Source organism: Nostoc sp. UHCC 0302 (assembly GCF_038096175.1).
Taxonomy (GTDB): domain Bacteria; phylum Cyanobacteriota; class Cyanobacteriia; order Cyanobacteriales; family Nostocaceae; genus UHCC-0302.
The window spans coordinates 7,023,341-7,044,719 of record NZ_CP151099.1 but is presented as its reverse complement, the minus strand read 5'-3'; the positions used below and the strand labels follow the sequence as shown (position 1 = coordinate 7,044,719).

At 40.9% G+C, this 21,379-nt stretch carries 22 protein-coding genes; 7 read left to right on the top strand and 15 right to left on the bottom strand.

The annotated features are described in order from the left end of the window. Window positions 1-275 precede the first annotated feature (275 nt). Together WKK05_RS30450 and WKK05_RS30445 are read left to right on the top strand one after the other, a co-directional pair. On the top strand, window positions 276-1,253 hold the full coding sequence (locus WKK05_RS30450) for a heme A synthase (protein WP_341526736.1): 978 nt from the start codon (window positions 276-278) through the stop codon (window positions 1,251-1,253). Window positions 1,254-1,402: 149 nt separating this feature from the next. Further along, the gene (locus WKK05_RS30445; RefSeq protein WP_341526735.1) at window positions 1,403-2,356 is read left to right on the top strand and encodes a heme o synthase; all 954 of its coding nucleotides are present in this window, start codon (window positions 1,403-1,405) and stop codon (window positions 2,354-2,356) included. Window positions 2,357-2,455: 99 nt separating this feature from the next. Here WKK05_RS30445 and WKK05_RS30440 read toward each other — a convergent pair whose 3' ends face one another. The 6 genes from WKK05_RS30440 to WKK05_RS30415 form a co-directional block, all read right to left on the bottom strand. Beyond that, window positions 2,456-2,839: a DUF4346 domain-containing protein gene (locus WKK05_RS30440; RefSeq protein ID WP_341531233.1), complete on the bottom strand. Its 384-nt coding sequence runs from the start codon at window positions 2,837-2,839 to the stop codon at window positions 2,456-2,458. A 783-nt stretch (window positions 2,840-3,622) separates the two neighbouring features. After that, window positions 3,623-4,717, bottom strand: coding sequence for a hypothetical protein (locus tag WKK05_RS30435; protein WP_341526734.1), 1,095 nt, complete (start codon window positions 4,715-4,717; stop codon window positions 3,623-3,625). After that, complete coding sequence (locus WKK05_RS30430) at window positions 4,714-5,667, bottom strand: MoxR family ATPase (RefSeq protein WP_341526733.1); 954 nt, start codon at window positions 5,665-5,667, stop codon at window positions 4,714-4,716. The genes WKK05_RS30435 and WKK05_RS30430 overlap by 4 nt, the downstream gene beginning before the upstream one ends. Next, complete coding sequence (locus WKK05_RS30425; RefSeq protein ID WP_341526732.1) at window positions 5,652-6,632, bottom strand: hypothetical protein; 981 nt, start codon at window positions 6,630-6,632, stop codon at window positions 5,652-5,654. The genes WKK05_RS30430 and WKK05_RS30425 overlap by 16 nt, the downstream gene beginning before the upstream one ends. A gap of 40 nt (window positions 6,633-6,672) precedes the next feature. Beyond that, window positions 6,673-7,515, bottom strand: a complete 843-nt coding sequence (locus WKK05_RS30420; RefSeq protein WP_341526731.1) for a CHAT domain-containing protein — start codon at window positions 7,513-7,515, stop codon at window positions 6,673-6,675. A 214-nt stretch (window positions 7,516-7,729) separates the two neighbouring features. Then, window positions 7,730-7,993, bottom strand: coding sequence for a 4-Cys prefix domain-containing protein (locus WKK05_RS30415; protein WP_341526730.1), 264 nt, complete (start codon window positions 7,991-7,993; stop codon window positions 7,730-7,732). A gap of 188 nt (window positions 7,994-8,181) precedes the next feature. Here WKK05_RS30415 and WKK05_RS30410 point away from each other — a divergent pair, with 188 nt between their 5' ends. Beyond that, on the top strand, window positions 8,182-9,054 hold the full coding sequence (locus WKK05_RS30410; RefSeq protein ID WP_341526729.1) for an MBL fold metallo-hydrolase: 873 nt from the start codon (window positions 8,182-8,184) through the stop codon (window positions 9,052-9,054). 141 nt (window positions 9,055-9,195) lie between these two features. After that, window positions 9,196-9,441, top strand: a complete 246-nt coding sequence (locus tag WKK05_RS30405; protein WP_341526728.1) for a DUF4351 domain-containing protein — start codon at window positions 9,196-9,198, stop codon at window positions 9,439-9,441. A gap of 92 nt (window positions 9,442-9,533) precedes the next feature. On the opposite strand, the gene WKK05_RS30400 is transcribed toward WKK05_RS30405, so the two are convergent. Next, the gene (locus WKK05_RS30400; protein ID WP_341526727.1) at window positions 9,534-11,225 is read right to left on the bottom strand and encodes an NAD-binding protein; all 1,692 of its coding nucleotides are present in this window, start codon (window positions 11,223-11,225) and stop codon (window positions 9,534-9,536) included. A 282-nt stretch (window positions 11,226-11,507) separates the two neighbouring features. On the opposite strand from WKK05_RS30400, the gene WKK05_RS30395 reads away from it, so the two are divergent. After that, entirely contained in the window at window positions 11,508-12,002 is a 495-nt protein-coding gene (locus WKK05_RS30395) for a hypothetical protein (RefSeq protein ID WP_341526726.1), read from the top strand. Between the two features lie 183 nt (window positions 12,003-12,185). On the opposite strand, the gene WKK05_RS30390 is transcribed toward WKK05_RS30395, so the two are convergent. Then, window positions 12,186-13,829, bottom strand: coding sequence for a DUF1565 domain-containing protein (locus tag WKK05_RS30390; protein WP_341526725.1), 1,644 nt, complete (start codon window positions 13,827-13,829; stop codon window positions 12,186-12,188). A 160-nt stretch (window positions 13,830-13,989) separates the two neighbouring features. On the opposite strand from WKK05_RS30390, the gene WKK05_RS30385 reads away from it, so the two are divergent. Continuing rightward, the gene (locus WKK05_RS30385) at window positions 13,990-14,427 is read left to right on the top strand and encodes a hypothetical protein (RefSeq protein WP_341526724.1); all 438 of its coding nucleotides are present in this window, start codon (window positions 13,990-13,992) and stop codon (window positions 14,425-14,427) included. Here WKK05_RS30385 and WKK05_RS30380 read toward each other — a convergent pair whose 3' ends face one another. Beyond that, window positions 14,428-15,159 carry a DevA family ABC transporter ATP-binding protein gene (locus tag WKK05_RS30380; RefSeq protein WP_341526723.1) on the bottom strand — a complete coding sequence of 244 codons (732 nt, stop codon included), beginning with the start codon at window positions 15,157-15,159 and terminating at the stop codon, window positions 14,428-14,430. A 135-nt stretch (window positions 15,160-15,294) separates the two neighbouring features. On the opposite strand from WKK05_RS30380, the gene WKK05_RS30375 reads away from it, so the two are divergent. Continuing rightward, the gene (locus tag WKK05_RS30375) at window positions 15,295-15,459 is read left to right on the top strand and encodes a hypothetical protein (protein ID WP_341526722.1); all 165 of its coding nucleotides are present in this window, start codon (window positions 15,295-15,297) and stop codon (window positions 15,457-15,459) included. Here the strand turns inward: WKK05_RS30375 and devC are convergent. From devC to WKK05_RS30345, 6 genes are all read right to left on the bottom strand, one after another. Further along, window positions 15,456-16,613, bottom strand: coding sequence for an ABC transporter permease DevC (gene devC, locus WKK05_RS30370; protein WP_341526721.1), 1,158 nt, complete (start codon window positions 16,611-16,613; stop codon window positions 15,456-15,458). The genes WKK05_RS30375 and devC overlap by 4 nt on opposite strands. Before the next feature lie 159 nt (window positions 16,614-16,772). Then, on the bottom strand, window positions 16,773-17,987 hold the full coding sequence (locus tag WKK05_RS30365; RefSeq protein ID WP_341526720.1) for an ABC exporter membrane fusion protein: 1,215 nt from the start codon (window positions 17,985-17,987) through the stop codon (window positions 16,773-16,775). A gap of 15 nt (window positions 17,988-18,002) precedes the next feature. After that, the gene (locus WKK05_RS30360) at window positions 18,003-18,461 is read right to left on the bottom strand and encodes a reverse transcriptase-like protein (protein ID WP_341526719.1); all 459 of its coding nucleotides are present in this window, start codon (window positions 18,459-18,461) and stop codon (window positions 18,003-18,005) included. A gap of 224 nt (window positions 18,462-18,685) precedes the next feature. Continuing rightward, window positions 18,686-20,128 carry an FAD-binding protein gene (locus tag WKK05_RS30355; RefSeq protein ID WP_341526718.1) on the bottom strand — a complete coding sequence of 481 codons (1,443 nt, stop codon included), beginning with the start codon at window positions 20,126-20,128 and terminating at the stop codon, window positions 18,686-18,688. A 259-nt stretch (window positions 20,129-20,387) separates the two neighbouring features. Continuing rightward, a complete protein-coding gene (locus WKK05_RS30350; RefSeq protein WP_341526717.1) occupies window positions 20,388-21,017 on the bottom strand; it encodes a hypothetical protein in 630 nt (209 codons plus the stop codon). A 53-nt stretch (window positions 21,018-21,070) separates the two neighbouring features. Further along, window positions 21,071-21,310, bottom strand: a complete 240-nt coding sequence (locus WKK05_RS30345; protein ID WP_341526716.1) for a hypothetical protein — start codon at window positions 21,308-21,310, stop codon at window positions 21,071-21,073. Window positions 21,311-21,379 lie beyond the last annotated feature (69 nt).

Genomic DNA, 21,379 nt, shown 5'->3' with positions numbered 1-21,379 from the left:
AAAATTTAAGGAAAAATTTAGGATAGTAAATTTAATCGCTATTAGTCAATTTCTCACATCTTAAAAAATACCTAAAGCTTCAGGCAAAACATAGCTAGAGTGATTCAAAGTATAAGTGAGTGCCAATCTATAAAACCTTAGCCTATACGCTAGGGTAGAGATGGGGAGGACACTTGCTTGCCGGGGTTCCCCCCGTTGGGTAAAGTGTCCGTTCGGTATTGCAAATTGAAAATTTTGAGAGAGCTACTACCAAGAGCGGGCAGAAGGTATTGTTGATGAACGAATTTGTCCTACAACAACAAAATGAAGCGGCAGCTGAGCAGCAAAAGCCCAAGGAAATGATTCGTCGCTTGGTGTGGAAAATGTGCATAGCCACCTTGATTTTGATGGCAATAGGCTCTGCCACCCGCGTGATGAATGCTGGGCTTGCTTGCCCAGACTGGCCCTTGTGCTACGGAGAACTAGTGCCAGCCAAGCAAATGAATCTCCAGGTGTTCTTGGAGTGGTTTCACAGATTGGATGCGGCTTTGATTGGTATAAGCGCGATCGCACTCTTCGGTTTGTCTTGGTGGAATCGTCGTGCCTTACCTAACTGGTTGCCTTGGGCATCCACATTCGCCGTGTTTTTAATCGTGTTCCAAGGCATTTTGGGTGGACTCACTGTCACCGAACTGTTGCGGTTTGACATTGTTACCGCCCACTTAGGAACGGCGCTGTTGTTTTTCATCACCCTCTTAACTATCGGCACAGCGCTTACACCCTATCAGGGAACTGGAAACGTTGGGAAGTTGCCTTGGGTAGGTTTAACCGCTGCTATTTTAGTTTACCTGCAAAGTCTTCTAGGTGCTTTAGTCGGGTCTCGCTGGGCGCTACATCAATGCTTTGGTGGTTCTCAGCTTTGTACTGTGATGTACAGCCATATTGCTGGTTTGGTACCGCCAACGGTAGCAACCTTAGCAATGATATTTATCTGTTGGCGTACACCAGCACTAAATCCAGCCTTGCGACGACTGGCAAATATGGCTGGTGGGTTGTTGAGCTTGCAAATCTTGTTGGGAGTCGCCACGTTCCGATTACATCTTCAAGTCGAGCCTCTCACCGTCTCTCACCAAGCTGTAGGCGCTGCCTTGCTGGGTACTTTGGTGGCTTTCACAGTTTTAGCACTGCGAGACTGGGTTGCTAGGCATGAGATTGCAGTGCTGAGTGCTGAGTGGGAGAGTGAGAGAGTTGGACAAATAACTCCTAACTCTTAACTTAGCACTCAGAACTAATGGAAGCCGCAACGGCGTGTATTGCGACCCACGCAAGAAGTGCAGAAAATCTGTGTTTTTATTCGTCTCAAAAAGCCTACTTGAGCGGGGGCTGCATATAAGTTGTTGAAAAATAAGGAATCAGAGCCAACATGATTGAGACTAATGTCTCTCGCCACCACGAAACATTTTTACAAGTAGTCCAAAGCTACTATCAGCTAACCAAGCCTCGGATTATTCCGTTGCTTTTGATTACTACTGCTGGGAGTATGTGGATTGCTGCTAAGGGAGAAGTAGACCCATTGCTGTTGCTAGTAACTCTGACTGGTGGCACTTTGGCTGCTGCAAGCGCCCAAACGATTAACTGTGTGTATGACCGGGATATTGATTATGACATGGAGCGGACGCGCCATCGTCCAATACCTTCCGGTAAGGTGCAGCCGCGCGATGCTCTAATTTTTGCGATCGCACTGGCGACGATTTCCTTTACACTCCTGGCAGTATTTGCCAACTTGTTAGCCGCCTTATTAGCCTTCTCTGGTATCGTCTTTTATATTTTGGTCTATACCCACTGGCTGAAACGCCACACCACCCAGAATATCGTTGTTGGTGGGGCGGCTGGGGCAATTCCGGCTTTAGTGGGTTGGGCTGCTGTCACAGGCACTTTAAGCTGGTCAGCATGGTTAATTTTTGCCATTGTCTTTTTGTGGACACCACCCCATTTCTGGGCTTTAGCTCTGATGATTCGGGATGATTACGCAAAGGTTGGGATACCAATGCTACCTGTGATTGAAGGCGATACGGCAACTGTGAAGCAAATTTGGTACTATACACTGGTAACAGTATTTGCAACCGTGTTATTGGTTTATCCCTTGGGCGCAAGTGGAATTCTTTATGCAGCGATCGCTCTCGGTCTAGGAGGATTATTTATCCACAAATCTTGGCGCTTGTTGCACAATCCAGAGGATCGGACTGTAGCTAGAGAGTTATTTCTCTATTCCATCTCTTACATGATGCTGTTGTGCCTTGGCATGGTTGTAGATAGTCTGCCGATTACCCATAATCTAATTGCTGCGGCGATTAACCAGCTGAACTTTCTTGGTTAGAGAGGGAGAAAAACTTTTGCGATCGCGTTTGGTAAAGGGGCGCGATCGCATTTCTAGAGACTCGAGATTCAAATTTAGAGATAAAATACTACTACTTGCTTAATCCTGTATGTATTCTTGGCTAGTGATTAAAGCCAACTCAGCTCGCATTAATTCTCTACCTAAATAAGCTGCATGGTCTAATTGAGTTACTGGACAGGGCTGAGTTTCTTCAAAAATTTTTACGCAAACCTGTTTTGCCGTCCTCCCACTAAAAACATTTATGTGAGTGCCTTTTATCTTGCCACGTGTAGGAATCACCTTTCCACTTTCTGGTTCGAAGGTCAAACCATGCTCGTCAACCACATTTGTGAAATGCTTGGCATAAATTAAACCTGCTACTTGCTCCAAGTAGATAATAAAATATCCACCAGGATCAAGGTCAATATGACGCTGAGAAAGTTTATGATCAATTAATGTAATCTTATTTTCATTATTTTCAATTTGATCAACCAAGGTAAGTATTTCAAAAGACTGTGTAACTTTGTTTGGTATTGAAGTAATTTCCTTTTGACTAGTAAAAGAATTATTACTCAAGTTCAACTGTTGCTGAGATAAAGCAATAGCTAGACCTTCTGAACGATTACGTACCACTTCCTTTATCCTCCGTACAGAAACCAGCAAAGGTTCAAATCCACTTTCAACTAGCGGTTCTGCTAGAGTTTCTATCAAGGAAACTATACGAATCAACTCTGCTTTTTCATCTACTTTCAACTCTAAAAGAATAGATATTAATTCATGCACTGCTTCACTCGGTCGTGTATATGCTAACGCCGTCCACCTCTGTGCATGAGCGAAATCACGAATGTCCGGGTCGTGGCTCTCAATTTGCTGCCGTACATAGGTAAGTAAAAAATCAGACAATTCATTAATCCGCTTTTCGCCAAAATGAGGATTCTCTTTTAATTCTTTCAACAGCGAATTTCGTACTGCTGTATCCATTTCGTAGAGTTCATGTCCCACTTCATTGCAAAGATTAGAAAGCAGCAGATCCGCAACAGCCAGCCAAGGTATTTTCAACTCCTGTCTATGAATATCTCGTTGGAAATTTGCCCACAAGCGATAAAGCAAATCTGGAGTGAGAGCTAACGGAAAAGCAGCATGATAAGCCAGATAGAGATGCGCTTCCCCGAAGCGTTGACCAAAAGACTCAATTCGACGACTAGCAACTTCTGGCTTCATGCTCTCTACCTTTGAAAGACTTTTAGTTAGATTAATTACAAGCCACTACCTTAATTGTGCATTGATTCCCCGACCCCGCAACACATCGATCGCACTATCAAAACCCTGTCGGCTAACTTCAAACATCGGCACTAAACGAGCGATTTCTCCGGCTGTTGTACCAAACCATCGCTCTGTCGCCATCGGATTTAACCATGCAATATAACGCGATCGCTGTTTCAACTGGTCTAAAAATTTTTGGCTTAACTCTAGCCGTTCCAAACTAAAACCGCCCCGTGCTGCTCCCCCATCACTAAAAATTAATACAGTGGAACGCTCTGGACGCAACTGAGCTAGAAAATCTGTGACAGGTTCGGCTTTTTGGCGCGTCTGGTCATGGTAAAGATACTTAGTTGGGCAATTGTGAAAGTAGTAAATGCTAGCTTTGCCCAAACGTCCGCCTCGTAATGCCGTCTCAGCCAATCGCTGGGATAGTGCGTGAAAGGGAACCATCGACCCCTTGTGGTCAATCAGCAACAGCAGTTCAGTTCTATTCACCCGACTGGGGATCATTACAGGCTCTAGCAAAACCCCCTGCCGTACCACTTGATCAATAGTTGCCTCTATGTCTAACTCTATGGGCGAACCTTGACGTACAAAACGGCGTAGATGTCGCCAGCTTTGTTTCATCTGTCGCCGCGTCACCGGAAAATATTCATCGGTTTGGGTAAAGCGATTAACAGTAATTTCCTCATTTATTTGAGTAGTAATCTGTACTGCTTCAGCTACTTGCATCTCATCCTGTACTTCCATTAATTCCGATGAAACGGGTACAGTGGCAGGTGTTTTGTTGGGTGGCTCAGGTGAAGAATTATCCTCACTTTTTACAGCTTCTTTCTTGGTAACAGAATTTGTTACACGATGAGGGGCTATCATTACCTGCTGAAAGTGATAATTAAACAGATGTTCTTCATCCTGGGATTTTACCCACAAGGTAAGGCACAGTTCTGCTAACGCTTTTTGATCAGTCGTGCCAAAGCCTTCCTGTAAAGCTGTCAAAACAAGACGATATTCATCGATACCCAAAGGCAAACCTGCCTCGCGCAGTTGTGTAAAAAGCTCAAGCAGTGGTAGTTCTTCTTGGGGAGATTCTATCTTCATGCTTCTGGCTGGGTACGCATCTGTTCACCATAACGGCGATAATCATCCCAACTCTTCAGCAACACCCCAGGATACAGAAGTTCAGTTTTTAACTTGCTGAGAATTTCATCATCTTGATGACTAAGAATTCGCACCCAATCCATCAGTTCGCTGGTGCTGACCTTTTTACCAGCTTCGCCTTTGTCCCGCCGCATCTCTTCGCGCAGTTCTAAAAAGCGATCAATAATTGCGTCCACTAATTCTAAGGGTGAAACTGTAAATCGAGTTTTAACAATCTCGATTAACTGCTGACGTTCAGGGAATTTGACATAGTGAAATAAACAACGACGTAGAAAGGCATCAGGCAAGTCTTTCTCATCGTTACTGGTGATAAAAACAATTGGTGTTGCTTTCGCCTGAATTTTCTTGAGTAGACTGTTTTGTTTTACTTCTGTGACTTCAAACCTTTGCTCATCAAGCTCTAACAGCAGGTCATTAGGAAAATCAATGTCAGCTTTATCTATTTCATCAATCAAAACCACAGTTGGCTGCTCGTCGCGAAAGGCACGCCCTAACGGGCCCCACTCTACATAGGCATCAGCATTTTTTGCTTTGACTGCGGCTTCTTCATCTATTTTTGAAGCAGCGAGTTGAGCATCCCGCAACCTGCCAACGGCATCATAGGTGTAAAGACCATCCCGCGCTCGACTGGTAGATTTAATGTACCAAGCTTCATAAGGTAAACCCAACTCATAAGCCACCGCACGAGCCAATTTTGTCTTGCCGCATCCTGGTTCTCCCTTTAATAGTAAAGGGCGTTCGAGGGCGATCGCTAAATTTACTGCCTCTACTAATTTCTCACTAGGCAGGTAGGGATACAAGATTTGCCCAGTCTCCGGGTCTTGTTCTCCTGGCTGGGGTTGAACCTTACCTATGTATTTCAGCCGCTTGCCGTCTAAAGTTCTAACCACCGGGTTTCTTCCTCCTGCCAGTTACAGCCACACAAACCAAAAATTTCAGCAAACACACGCTCTGGAATGCCTTCACTCTTCTCTAGAATCACCTGAACTGTATAGTCAATTTTTTTAGTCATCTGGATTGGTAGAACATCAATTGCATTTTCCATCCAGTTAAGCAAGACTTGCTCAGATAAGGGATCAATCATTGGTAGCCTAATGGGAATATGGGGTTTCCATACCAGATCGAGTTGATCTGCAAACCCAAGATTCCAAGTGTTGACACAACCATCTTGGTCAAGCAAAAACATCAGGAGAAAAAATTCGTTGCTTGAGCAAATTGTCTGTGGGGTTGAGTTTACCAGGAGCAACCAAAAATCACGGATTAATTCGTGCAGATAGGTTTCATCAATGCATTCGAGATCGTGAAAGACTAGGATGATATGTTGAGTTTTCAATTGAGCAACTACATTCCTGGCAATCTCCTCATGGGATGAAAAATCTTGTACTCCAATCCGACGACCCAACTCTCTCCATAGGGCTGCAATATCAGTCCTAAGTGTCCGGCGTGAGAGATAAAATGTGATTGGGGGAGTCACCGTACTTTCAGGAATTTTTTGTAACAAACGCTTCAGTAACCAGATTTGACCATATTCTGGTGAACCATGAACTAAGAAAGCTCCTATACGTTTTTCTGTAATAAATTCTCGGAATAACTGTACCTGTGCTATGTAGTTGAGGCGAAACAGTTCACTGTGTATTGGCTCACTCTTACAAGACCTCTCAATAATCTGAATCTGCTTCAGGAGGCGATCGCGTTCTTTCTCAACTCGCTCAATTTCTTTGTCTAGCTGAAAAGCTACTGAAGCCCCCGCTTCAATGGCGTGTTGATTCCGCAACAACTTTATCTTCTCGCTAAACGCATCGTAGTGTTGTTGAAGTTCTTCCCGTTTTTGCTGTAAATGCCGAACTGAAGACATCTGTGAGTTTTAATACCCAACTATTGAGATATTACTATTTTTATTGCAGGCTATTTTCTAGCTGCTCGATCCGTTGAGTAAGTTGTGTTTTTTCAGCTTCAGCATTTTCAATTTGCTTTTCTAACTGAAACTTTACAACAGTGCTGGATTCTATCGCTAAATCCAACCGTAGGCGGCTCAATTTCTGACTTAATAAATCATACTGTTGCTGGAGGCTTTCGATTTCCTGTAAAATTCGCTGCCTTTGTCCTGGATTTAAATTAGCTGAGGATGAACTTGGTACTTCACCTGTTTTGCCTGGAGACACTGAGTTTTGTTTGCTGTACAGAACTGGAGTTAAATGTTCTGCAATGCCTTGCAATCTAATTTCTACACAACCGAACTTGTAAGCTTGATCTATTGTCCGCCTTGCTGCCAATGCTTTGTAAAAACCAACAGCAAAAGCGATCGCGGCTTGATCTCCAATTGCTTTATTCATGCCAATGACAAACGGAATATATTCTGCAATAGCTTTTGCTTGAGCTTCGGAATAGCAAGCATTCAACACCACACAATTTATTTGATCGGCTACTAGTTCAAATAACGCCGCTAGGGCATCGGGTTGTACAGGTTGGTATTTTCCGAGTAAATCTTCAAAACAAAGTTCACCTGTACTGGTTCCATGTCCAGAAAAATGCACAATCTGCGGCTCAAAATCAAATATTGCTTGGCTGATATCTCCCGGACGTACAGATTCACGGGAGTCTAGAACAAATCTATCTCGCTCTTTTGCTAGTTGTAGTTTTTCACGAATATCACGCAACTCTTGCCCCAAGCGTAATCGTGCAGCATCACTGGGATCTGCTGCCAAAAACAGAATTTTGATTTGACCATTACTGCTCATTTAGAGGATCAACCCAGAGTATGATTTTTGACCAAGTTCATTTTCACATAAGTCAAGACTATAATCAGTCACACTTTTGCTGCTGTTCCTGTTAATCTCATAGAAATCTGGCATTTAAGTTGAGAAAAACTCAGGAAACAACTAAAGAATTTATCTAGTTCCCAGGAGATAAACAATTCTCGCCACACCAGATAGGGGTTATTTAGTGATCGCGTTAATAAAAAGGCACGTTAATAAAAAGGCACATTTCTGAAATCGCAATAACTACCCTCTGGATCTTCTTCAACGAAAAAGGTTCATCTATCCTATCTACATCCCTGGCTTCATAAGTTCTGCTAAATCCACCCTCATCCAAAAGTCGTATTACTCGGAAACGGTTTCTGAACAATGGTGTGAGTGTTTGCCCACAGTTAATGCAAAACTTATTGTCATCAAGATTAAAGAGATTTGAGCAGTTGGAATTGGAACAGTAAAGCATATCTGGAAGTTTTTCAACAAATGGTATCTATGTTAAGTTTCCCCATTTTCTGCTTACTGGGTTTCACACTCTCTGTTTTTTCAATAAATTTACGTCTAGCGGCGTCTAGAGTCTAAAGTTAGTTTTGCTAGCGTAGTGATATAGGGTTTAGTGCCTTTCAGAAAGTGACTGGAAGCAAAAGGATTACTATGGCTCATTTAAATTTACGTCGTCCCCAAAATGTCAACGGCGATTTTTATGTAGATACTACCTGTATTGATTGTGATACTTGCCGCTGGATGGCTTCTGAGGTTTTTTATGATGTTGATCAACAATCGGCAGTGTATCATCAACCAACAAATGAAGCAGAAAGATTAGCCGCACTCCAAGCTCTTTTAGCTTGTCCTACTAGTTCTATTGGCACAGTTGAAAAGCCAAATGATATCAAAGTTGCCCAACAGAGTTTTCCAATTTTATTAGACGAAAATGTTTACCACTGCGGCTATCATTCCGAAAAATCTTATGGTGCTGCTAGCTATTTAATTCAGCTTCCTGAAGGGAATATTTTGGTCGATTCTCCTCGATTTACGCCGCCATTAGTTACGCGTTTAGAAGAGATGGGTTCAATTAGTTATATGTATCTGACTCACCGCGATGATGTGGCAGATCATCAAAAATTTGCTGAACATTTTCAGTGTCAACGCATTCTTCACGCTGATGAAATTTCTGCGGGTACTCGCAATGTAGAAATACAGCTAACTGGTTTTGAACCATTTGCCCTCAGCCCAGATTTGTTAATTATTCCAGTTCCTGGTCATACCAAAGGGCATACTGTTTTACTTTACAAAAACAAATTTCTCTTCACTGGCGACCATCTCGCTTGGTCAGAAAATTATCACCAGTTAGCTGCATTCCGCGATGTCTGTTGGTATTCTTGGTCAGAACAGATTAAATCAATGCGTCAGTTAGCTAATTACTCTTTTGAATGGGTGCTACCAGGTCATGGACGGAGATTTCATGCTGATAGGGGAACTATGCATCAGCAAATGGATAAATGCATTGATTTAATGGAAGCTTTGTAGTAAATTTCCTGCTGTAGAGAAGTACTGATGTGAATATATAGTCAAAGTCTGGATAATATTCTGTAATTGCACCTCATCACTTAAGTTCAGAACTTTGTGTTTAGAACTCTATTAGTTCGACAATTTCTTAAGGAGGAACTTATGCGGGAATCGCCGCTATATCAAGAAATTCTGCAAGAAGGTGTAGAAAAAGGAATTCAACAAGGAGAGGTGTTACTAGCTCTACGCCAACTCACGCGTCGGCTTGGTCAAGTTCCTCCCCAGTTGCAAGCACAAATTCAGCAGCTTTCTAGTAGCCAGGTGGAAGCACTTGGTGAAGCTTTGTTAGATTTCTCCACAACACAGGATTTAGTAGCTTGGTTACAGACTCAGCAGGCTAATTCGTAACGATGCTCCGCCCCGCTAACGTAATTCAGATGGTCTGATTTTATCTGAGTTCCCTCTCCTTGAATCTGTAGCTTGATTTTGGGGAATTTATATTAGGTGCGTGCCTCGCACACTCGCTCGTCACGCCACAATTGATATAATCTCGTTGCTGGCATTGTCATATATAAGATATCCCCAGCGCTGAGGTTAGTTTCCAATAAATCCCAGCCGTGAAGAGTTTGGTAATTCGTTTCTAAGTATAAAGGCACAAAGTCAGCAGACATGGCTATATCTTTTACACGCTGACCGTAAAAGGAGTGTGAAGCTGTAATCACAGTAGCAAAAGCTACCCAAAGACTATCGGCTGTAATACCATTACCTAAAATTTGTCCTCCAAGTGCCGCAGCAGCAAAAGCTGGAGCAGCAAGTTCAGCAGGACTCAGAACGGCCTCGAAGTCAAATACTTGTTGTGCCATGCCAGCAAAATCAGGATCGGCATAATGCACAATTACCGGAATACTAGGTGTCAAGCCTTTTGCTTTTAGGGCAATCTCTAGGTTAATAGCATCGTTGTTGGTAACAGCAAGCACTGCGGCGGCAGAGTCTATATTGCTGGCTTTGAGGGTGGCGCGAAAGCTGGCATCACCTTGAATTACTGGAATACCGAGTCCTCTGGTAGAGTTGACATATTTGTTGTTGGAGTCTGTTTCAATCACTACAACTTCATATCCGCTACTGTGGAGTTGCTGGACGATTCTGATGCCGATGCCACTCAAGCCACAAACTATGTAATGATGTCGCTGGGGTATACGGGCAGCATCCCAAAATTGCTTAAAGCGGCTTCCTAAGACAAAATCGGTCAGCATTGCATACCAAATACCAATTACCACTGCTCCAACCAGCATCATGACAACGGTAAAGAATTTAATGCTGTCGGGAGCCTTTTCTACAACTTTGTCATTACCACCCGCTCCGGTAATCATGCCTACAGAAAAATATAGAGCATCGACAAGAGGTAATTTCAGATCAGCGGACATATAGGTGAGTGTCGCAACCACAATAACTGCTAGTAGTGCGATCGCACCCACGACTACTGATCGTCCATGTTGCTGAAACTGCTTGATATTAGTTAGGATTTTCAGCAGTTTTTTAAACAACGATTTGCGCTTGGAACGGATGCGGGGTTGAGTACCAACGATTAAGCGATCGCCGACTTTTAAATCTTGCCCAGACAGCACCGCAGAGACCAAACCCATCTCACCTTCTACTGGCAAGTAATAAATCAGCATCTGGGATCGATCTTCCCATAAATCACTCAGCTGGCGACCTTTCCACGGATGGTTTTCATTAATATACTCTTCGTAAATCGGCCAAGTCTGTTTAAATAGCTTGATTTGTCCAATTGCTTGGTTTCCAAGTGCTGCAAAGGTGAATACTGGTGCTGCCAAACCTACAACACTCATACTCAAATGGTCTGACAAAGTTTGATCCAGGCGATCGCCCAAATTTGTATTATAAAAGCGGTTGATAATCCGAACCTGCGGATTTAGCACCCGCGCTTGCATCATAATTGACAAATTTAAGGCATCATCGGGGCTAGCTATTACTAAAGTTTTTGCTTGCTCAATTCCGGCTGCTTTTAGGGTAGCAGCAGCGTATAACTCGCCAACAATTACGTCTCCTGCGGCTTCACCAGGGATGGATTGCTGATGAATGCCAATAACAAACGCTCCTTGCTGCCTTAGCAAACGAAAGATTTTATAGCCAGTAAGTCCTAAGCCACAAACAATAATTCTGGGTTTCATGAAACAGCAGCGTTATTTACAAGAATGGCTGCATTTCTAGTTATTTATCAACATTGTTGCCCACTTTACTTGAGCATAACTGTAGCTGATAACACGATACCGCAGAATTAAGGATAAAGACATAAGTCGCCATAAGTAAAATTGCTTCTCTATCTAGTTTTTGAATTGAAAAGGTTTACCTCATTAATTGGCAAGCTGCTATAAATTTCATTGAGATGGCACTTTTACAAAATTCCGACAGTCAATGTTATAAAGATAACTTGATTTTGTATAACTTCACTTATGAAAAATTTAGCAAAACTAAAAAACTTTGGTGGAATTTTATGCCCTTTAGTTGTAGTAGGAACGATAGCTGTTACAGCCCAGGCACAATCCCAGACAGCATCAGGGCCAATTTATGCACCTAATGTGACGCTGGATGTACAACGTAATAGCGGTACTTGTCCTCAGAGAATTGGACTTTGGTGGTTTGCGCTACCTTATGAAGGCGGTGCTGAACATACAGTAGTAGCAGATACTAGAGCATTTGCAGATACAACTAAGTTAGTTTCAGCTAATAAGCAGTTTGTAGAATTTGTCTCGCCTTTACGCAGGAACTACGCTTCTTGTGTTGGTAAAACAAATGGACAAGAATACGATTTTTATAGTGTGCAATTTAAAAATAAAAAAGCGTATTTCCGTGTAGATTTGCAAAATATTAATGCACCTGGACGCATAATCACTTACCAAAGTGTAGCGGCTTCTCGTCCTTATGTGCGCTGGGCGATCGCTGACTAATACCATTTCACTTTAAGAATGATACAAATACTTTGGTAGGGACACGGCATTGCCGTGTCCCTACGAGAAATCTATATGTATCAAGATTTTCGTAAATTGGTATAAGGTTTTTGATTCCAATTTGTATCGCGTAATTCCTATGGGGCGGGCAAAATACCCCACCCCACAAAGCCAGTTTGTCAATCAAGCAGTTACGATATAAGGTGAGTTAATCGCCGCTACACGGCCAGCATCCACCAAAGTTTGATAAACTATTGCCGCTACCTCAGCGCGTGTAGCATCGCGGGTAGGATTTAGTTGCTTGAGGTTTGGATAATTGATAATAATCTGCTTTTCTAAAGCTTTTGCAACCTCATCTTTTGCATATTCAGGAATTTTTGCTTGGTCATCAAAAGCTTTGATGGCAGTTGTACCATTAGCAGATAAACCTAATCCATTCACCAGAGAAACTATAACTTGTACACGTTGAATATTCTGATTAGGGCGAAATGTGTTATCGGGATAACCAGATAGAAATGAACCTTGATATGCTTGCTCAATTGCCTTTGATGCCCAAAAGTTTGCAGGTACATCTTTGAATTTGGTAGCAGCGCGGTTTGACGATGGGTTGAAAGCTTTTACAACTAAGGCTGCAAACTGCGCCCGCGTCATTGTAGCATCTGGTTTAAATGTGCGATCAGGGAAACCGTTGACTATTCCCTGTTTGACTAATTCTCGAATAAATGCGGCTGCCCAATGATTAGCAATATCGCTTAAGTCAATAGAAGTAGGTGCAGGCGTTGGCGCAGGCGTAGGTATCGGTGTCGGTAAGGGAGTTGGTGTTGGTGTCGGTGATGGAATTGGTGCAGGTGTCGGTGTCGGTGATGGAATTGGCGAAGGTATTGGTGTTGGTAATGGAATTGGTGTAGGTATCGGTGTTGGTAATGGAATTGGTGCAGGTATCGGTGTCGGAGTAACAGAAGTATCTGCAAACTCTATGTTTCCCGCAACTTTATTTCGATCTATTTGATTCCCCACAGAAACCAGTTTATTGGAACTGGCGTTTTGTAAATCAAATTTACCGTTATTGCGTAGAGTGTTACCCCCAGGGTTATTACTACTGCCGATATCTGGTAAAGCACTCGCAATTATAGTTAGACCATCATCAGTATTATTTTCACTGAGATTATTACGTAACACAGGACGAGCATTCCCGGAGATAACAATCCCAGAGCGGTTTTCGTAAATTTTGTTATTTAGAAGTGTGGGTGATGCCGTGTCGCTGATGGCAATCCCAAAACCTGTTTTAACGTAGGTGTTACCCTGAATTTGACCTTTGGAATTTTTCGCGATCGCAATCCCATTAGCTGCATTCTCACTAAATACATTACCTGAAATAACTGGGTTAGCGTCACCTGTAGCAAATACGCCCTCACGTTTGCATTGCGTGAAGGTGCAATTAGCAATGGTAGGGGCAGTTGATTCTACCCAGACTCCACTACCACGGCTAGCTAGATTTGTTACAGTTACTCCCCGGAGTTCGGCGCTAGTCAGCAGCACGAAGGTGACGTTTTGACCAGCAAAAGTACGACTCAGGTAGTTACCAGTTCCTTCAATCAAAATGCCGCTGCCTTTGTTGGCTTCATTACCTACCACTGTCACCCCAGATGGAACTGTTAGGGGAAAAGTTTCACCACTGGCAGCATTATAATTTCCTTGTGCCAGTTGAATTTTAGTGCCGAGTGTAGCTACCTTTAAGGCTTGCGTAATCGTTTTGAATGGAGTTTGTTCGCTACCAGAATTGGTATCACTGCCTGTCCCTGGATTTACGTAAAAAATTTGCACCATATTTATACTTTCAAAAAATACATAGTCATCCTAGCGCTAACTATTGCACTGGGTAGCGAGCAGTTATCCTGCTGATATTGACTGCTAGAGTAATATTAGTCACATTAGTACAAATTTTTGCCCCAAGATTAGCTTTCTGGGCAAGGTATTATAAAATTTAATGATAAAATTTTTGATCTTAAATTCTTTATTATTAGTTTCCCAAGCACCCAATCCTGACCGAAAATTTCTAGATTTAAAAAGTCAGTTAGAAAAATTTGGATTTCAGGTAATAATTCAGCTACCACCAAAACGAGGGGCTTATGGTTTATTAAGAGATGCTGATAAAAAAATTTGGATTAATCCCATAGTTTTTGAGTTACACATTGGTACTCAGACGTTAATCCACGAAGCAGTTCATGCTGCACAAGTGTGTGCAGGAAAAGGGAAGATAAAAACTTTAGGTTTAAAGGTTCAGCCTAGCAATTATGCTCGACCATTTTTTATGCGTTATACCGATGTTCACAGACAAGATTTAGAAAGAGAAGCTTACGCAGTACAAACTCAACCTAATAGTTTTGAACTAGCTGTATCTCTTCTTCAGCAACACTGTAAATAGCTAGTTATCTTTATTATCAACTAATAAATAACCGTCTTCCATATGAAGAATCCGAGGGGCAATATCCAGAATCCGGCTGTCATGGGTAACGAGCAGGATAGTACAGCTTTGCTCTTGCGCAAGAGTTTGCATCAGTTCCACCACCTCTCGCCCTGATTTCTTATCAAGTGATGCCGTTGGTTCATCAGCAAGAATAATTTTAGGATTCGCCACCAAAGCACGGGCGATCGCTACTCGTTGCTTTTGACCACCAGACAGATTTTCTGGGTAGGAATTAACGTAATTTCCTAATCCTACTGCTTCTAGCATTCGTACAGCCCTTGCCTGTCTTGCTTTCCAGGATAGGCGATCGTGCAGTTCCAAAGACATCTCGACATTTTGCCGGGCTGTTAAACTATTCAAAAGGTTATGGGATTGGAAAATATAGCCAATTTGTCTCCGTACTTTGATTAACTGATTTTGTTCAGCACCGCAGAGTTCCCGACCAATAACTTTTAAACTACCGTACTGACAAGAACGCAATCCACCAATCAAGGATAGCAAAGTGGTTTTTCCTGAACCAGATGGCCCAGTCATAATCACTATTTCACCAGGGTAAATATCTAGGTTGATATTAAATAGAACTTGTTTCCGTAAGCTTTTTTTTCCAAAAAAGTGATTGATATTACGAATGGAAATCACAGACTCATAGGGAAACAATTGCTTCGAGTGATAGTAATTTAAAATTTGCATAATTATTAGCAACAAACTGCCGAAAGAGTTCAAAAGCTGAAAGCTACTATATTAAGTAGATTTGCTGAAATTTGTTAAGAGTAAAAGTTTTACGAGTCGCAAAAGTTAGTTTTTGAGTCGCAAAAGCTAGTTTTGATGTCGCAAAAGCTGGTTTTGATGTCACAAAAGCTGGTTTTGATGTCACAAAAGCTGGTTTTGATGTCGCAAAAGCTAGTTTTGAAGTCACAAAAGCTGGTTTTGATGTCACAAAAGCTGGTTTTGATGTCGCAAAAGCTGGTTTTGATGTCGAAAACTGATTAAAAAATATCTGCCGGGTCTGCCGAGTTTAATTTACGCATAGCGATCGCCCCAGATATTAAACACATAACAATTGTCAATATCAATACCTGAATTACTCGCTCAGAAGTCATAAACAGCGGTAGTTTTGTAGCGCTTCTAGTTAAGTTATACATTCCAAAAGAAATTACACAGCCAGGAATATAACCGAATACAGCTAAAATTAATGCTTCTTGTAAGACAACAAATAATAGGTAAACATTGCGAAACCCCATTGCTTTCAGTGTGGCGTATTCAGCAAGGTGATCCATAACATCGCTGTAGATAATTTGGTAGACAATAATCACACCAACTAAAAACCCGATAGTTACACCCAAAGAAAAGATAAAACCGATCGCGCCACTTTCTTGCCAATATTTCTTTTCAAAATCAATAAATTCCTGACGGGTAAGAACTTTTACATCATCTGAAAGGTAAGACCGCAACGCTTTAACTACTACATTGGCATCACTACCAGATTTTAATTGAATTAAACCCAGATTAACTTTCCCTGGTTGCTGTGAAGAAAAAATTCGTAAAAAGTTTTGGTCACTTGTAATTACACTAGCATTGGCTACAAAAGACGCGCCGACTTCATATAAACCCTGAATATTAACTCTACGTCCTTGCAGTTCTGTTGTGACAGATTTACCTTGAGATATTTGTGCGATCGCTTCTTGATATTTACCGTTGGCGTTGCGGTCAAACAATAATGTATCTGGATATTTAATCAGAGCTAAATTTTGATTAACTTCTGGCAAATTAAACGCTGGTTTTTCTGGATTAAAGCCAATAACTAGAATTGATTCATCAAGTTTAGTTTCGAGACTCTTCCAAACTCCTAAGCGAATATACAAGGGATTAACTGATTCAACTTCTGCTAAGTTAGCAGCTTGAAATAATCGACGGCGAGGAAAACTACTCAGAAGTCCTAAGTTTTGCGCTTGGCGGCTAATCACTACCAAGTCAGTTTTTAATAGCACATGAAATCGAGTATTGCTATCATATAAAGCAGATTGAAAGCCAAGCTGCATTAACATAAGAAAAACAGCAAAAGTAATTCCCAATATGGCAACAACAAAACGTCCCTTTTGTTTTATTAATTGCAACCAAGCTAATGGAATATTGCGTTTAAACATAGTAATTATCATAATTTAAATTAATTTGAAATAAAAAACCACAGAGACGCTGAGTAACAGAGTAATAAGAAAAAATACTCAATTTTTCTCTCTGCGACTCTGCGACTCTGCGTGAGATTTTTATAACTTTTAGTCAGCAAGAACTGAATTCTGCCTCTTTCATAAATTAACTTCAACATTAACCTGAAGATTAGTAAAGCGAGCAACCTGCCTACTCGCAGCTTGATCTAAACGAATTTTGACCTCAATTACTCTGGCATCTGTTGCCGTTGTTGGATCGCTATCCAGCACATCTTTCTTAGCAACTTTTAAACCAATTTGATCAACTGTTCCGCCTAACTTACCGGGGAAGGCATTGCTGGGACTGCTAATACTAGCACTTTGCCCTGGGCGAATCTTGGCAATATCACTTTCGTAAATTTCTGCTACTGCAAACATCCGCTCAGTTTGCCCAAGTTCGACAATTCCTTCGTTTCCTACTGTTTCACCAGGATGAGCAATAATTCGCAGAATTTGACCGGCTTTTGGTGCGCGAATATATGCCAAATCGAGTTCGGCTTGAATTTTATCAACTGTAGCAATAGCACTATCTACTTCTGCTTGTGCTGTTGCTACATCTGTAGGACGAACTTCGGCTGTTTTTTCTAAGGTGGCTTTGGCTTCTTGAATCTGTGCAGTGAGTGTGCGTTGAGTTCGTTCTAAACCTGCCTTAGCACCGCTTAACTGTTCTTGAGCGCTTGTGAGAGCTAGTTTGCGACTGTCTAGTGCAGAAGCAGCGATCGCTCCTTCATTATAAAGAGTTTGGTTGCGACGAAATTCTATCTCTGCATTCTGCAACTCTGCTTGCATACGAGCGATAGTAGCCTGCTGAGTTTGGATTTCACCATCTAACTCGGCTTGCAGATTTCTCACATTCGCTTGTATGGCTGCAAGTTCACCTTGTTTTGCTCCTGCTTTGACCTGAGCAAGACGAAATTGGGCAACTCTAGCTTGCTGTTGTGCTTCTATCAAATTAGCTTGCAGGCGATCGCGATTATCTAAAATAGCAATGATTTGTTGCGATCGTACCTGTGTGCCTTCATCAACTAACAGTTTAGCTACACGGCTACCACTACCAAAACTAGGATTAGTAGGAGCCGAAATCTTAATTACTTCACCTGCTGGCTCCAATCTTCCCAATGCATTTACTTTGGAAATAACTACTTGTTTAACTTGTGAAGTAACTGCTGGACGTTTAGTTGTAGCTGATAGACGGGCTAAATATAAAACTCCTGCTGATATCCCCACCATGCAGGCAATACCTAAAGCAATTAACCAGCGTAAATAGGGTGGAAATAGAGATGGTTTTCTAACTTCCTCAGAGTCTTGCAACATTGTTCTTACAATTACTTATATTTTAGAACGACTTAAAAGTTTTTGATTTTCAGTTATTTCAAAAATAGTACTAAACATCACATTCATTTTTGACCAAGACCTATACTCAAACTTGTAAAACTGAAAGCGGCTCAGAAGAATAATTACTCTTTCATAAAGTGGTATTAAATCCAAATCATCAATATTACAAAAACCATCAATCTGATTTATAATTTGCTGATTAGTACTACAAAGCATTACCTGACGAAAGTTTAATTCTTGAGATATTTTCAAACCCAAGATAATGCTTTGATATTCTGCAATTTTCTCAGGCACGTTCCCCAAGTATTGGCGTGCTGTTGCGAGGATTTTGCCATCTAGGTTATATGTAGTTGCAATAGACCAGCCTGGATTTTTTCTAGATATGGCATAACAGTAAACAGTCACATAGTTACATGAATGGTAATTTAACCCAGGGCGGCTATAGTAATGCATGAAATTCATTTTTATATGATTTAACCTCAAATTTATTTTTTAAAAGCATAAATTAAATAGAAATTATGCGTTAACTAAAAATTATTGAAAAAGAATTTAGAAGTCAGAATCAATACTTCGACTACTTCGGCTGCGCTCAGCACAAGTACGCTCAGTAAGCATTAGTAGGGGATTCATACCCGCCACTAAATTGTTGCACCACAAAACAATATATAAAGCCTCTTTTACTTGTGAATACTGACTTCTGGCTCCTGAATTCTACTGTAAAGACTGCTCTTATCTATCTGTGCGATTTCTTCATACTTGAAAAAGCCAGGGTTTAGTATTCCATTAGGGTCATATTTCCTTTTAATTTCATTAATTTTAGACCAGGAATTACCAAATTGAAGTCGCCAGCGTGGAAGGTCAAATTCTACCCAAGTAGCCATATATCTTTTGCCACCCATTTCTAAAGCAAGGTCAGTAAGTAGATTTAACTGCTCTAAAACCGGTTTTACTTGGGCTTTAGGGATAGTAGGATACATCCCCAATCCGATAATTAACTCATCATCGGGTAAAGGGAACATAGGCATTTTAGTATTGCCAGAAAGTAGACAAAATGAACCAACAGGTATAGTTCGGAAGTCCGTGAAAGTAGGTATGCGCTCAAGAGCAATATCAATATATTCTTTAGCAACTGAACTTGGCAGCAGAACGTCTATCCAAGAATTAGCAGTACCTACAGAACGAGTTACTTGCGCTATCGGTTGGATAAACTTGTCAAAAGCCAGGTCTTCAGTGTGGATGTGACGATAGAAATTTAAGTTAGAAAGTAATTTTTGCTCATTTATATCTTTTACAGAATTGACTTCTAGAGTAATTTGCATCCTGTAAAACCATTGTATTAAGGGCCGTATTCCCTTTTCATTTACTCTAGATACTCCTAATAAACATGGAGAAAATAAAGATACTAAACCATCAATCAGTCCTTCTGAAATCAGAAAACGCTGATCATTTAAAAGAGTGTCTAAGTCGTCATAACAAAGAGAATAGCTGCGAGTATAGGGGCGGTATTTTCTCAGCCGATTTTGTACTTTGGTAATGATGCCAAACTGACCATAACCACAAAGAACGTGATAGAAAAGTTCGCTATTATGTTCTGATGTACACCAGACAATATCACCTGTTCCAGTTACAACTTCCAAACCTAAACAATTGTCAGCTTGAGAACCATAACGAAAAGAACTCAATCCTAAACCGCCTGCTGAGAGAGTTCCGCCTAAAGTTACTTCAAAGTTATTTGTGAGGACAGGAGGAATCACACCATACGGTATTGAAGTATCAACTATTTGCTTCCAAGTAACGCCAGCATCAGCTTTGAACCAAAGTTCATCCGCGTGGAATTCATGAATTTGATTAAGATTTCTCATATCTAAGAGAATTCCATCTTGGTTCAAAGATTGACCACTTAATGAATGACCCGCAGCCCGTGATGAAATAGTTAACTCTTGATTTGCAGCATACTTTATGGCTTTAGCAATATCAGTAGAGTTTTGAGGACGAACAACAATTTGAGGCCGTTTTTGAATAATGCCACCAAAATCATGAGACACAGCCTCTAAGTCTTCTTTAGTATTGCTGACTTCGCCTTCAATAAGATGTTTTAAATCTGAAATAATGCTACTCATGAAAATAAGGTTACGAAACTATTTTTTGACTGGGTTGAATGGGAATTTAATGAATACTATGTGGTTTACTGGGTTGTAGCAAATGGTGTCAGAGGCTTAAAAACGCTATTTTTCAGATGTAAAGTGTAGCGGAATACCTAACGCACTCCAATAGATGACCTGAAGATGGTGTGTTGCGCTGCACGACAACGCACCCTACTAGGTTTACGAAAAATAATTTTTAGATAGACTTTTGCACAAATATTTCTGTATGGGTCTATTACTTCAACTTAATTAGATGCATTTTGAGCATCTTAATCCCAATCTCTATAAAGCTAGGAACTATGCTAAATAGCTCTATCATGCGATTTATTAAGTTCTTAGATTTAGTTATTCCTACTACTTTATTTGTAGATCTTTCATACTTAAATACACAAACACAATTGCCTTCTGCTTGTTTACTGAGAATTGAAGCTTTCATGTTAGGGAAAGCTCTTCTAGTAGCTTCTTGTTCCATCTCACAAAAAACACGGCATGGGTTATCAAAACCATATTCTTTAGAAATTGATAAAACTGGGCAAACTCTTTGGATTTCCAATGCTGCATCTGTTCCATTCTGAGAAACATCTACTATTTCCATAACGAAGCCCATCAGCCCAAGTAAGGGAGAAGCTTTCTTAAAGCCTATAGCTAAGGTATTGTTATCAATGAAAGTACCCATTAAAGCTTTTTGTTGTTCAGGATATTTTTCCATTATCTTTTCAAAAGCGGCTTCGTCTCCTATCTCTTCTACCAGCTTTTTGTATCTTTTAAATCTATTTCTAAACAAACTCATTGCTTTCGATTCATCAAGATTGATGATATCTTCCATTCGGAGATTGCCTGTAACTAGGTTTTTTTCTATGCTCATCGTTATTTTTTCCTCCACTTATTAAAACTAGCAGCTAGTTTTGGTATTAACCTTTACAAGCTGGAATACAAACAAAGTCCAATTATCCAAACAAGTAGATATTTGCAAGCATTTAGACAAGATAATGCAATATCTATTTCGAGTTCGCCTGTTGTATGTCTGTAACGCTGTGTCTGTTCAAAAGCAAAACTATTTGCTTTTGTTTGTAACGGCTCTTGATAAATTTGGGATTGATTTCTCAATGCAATTTTGGCTTTTGATTGCCTCACACTCACCAATTTTATTTTTCTCATTTCAGTGCTAAATTTCGTAATTTTTATGGTTAGTCGTCTTTATTAATGTGGTCATCAATTCTGAATAGT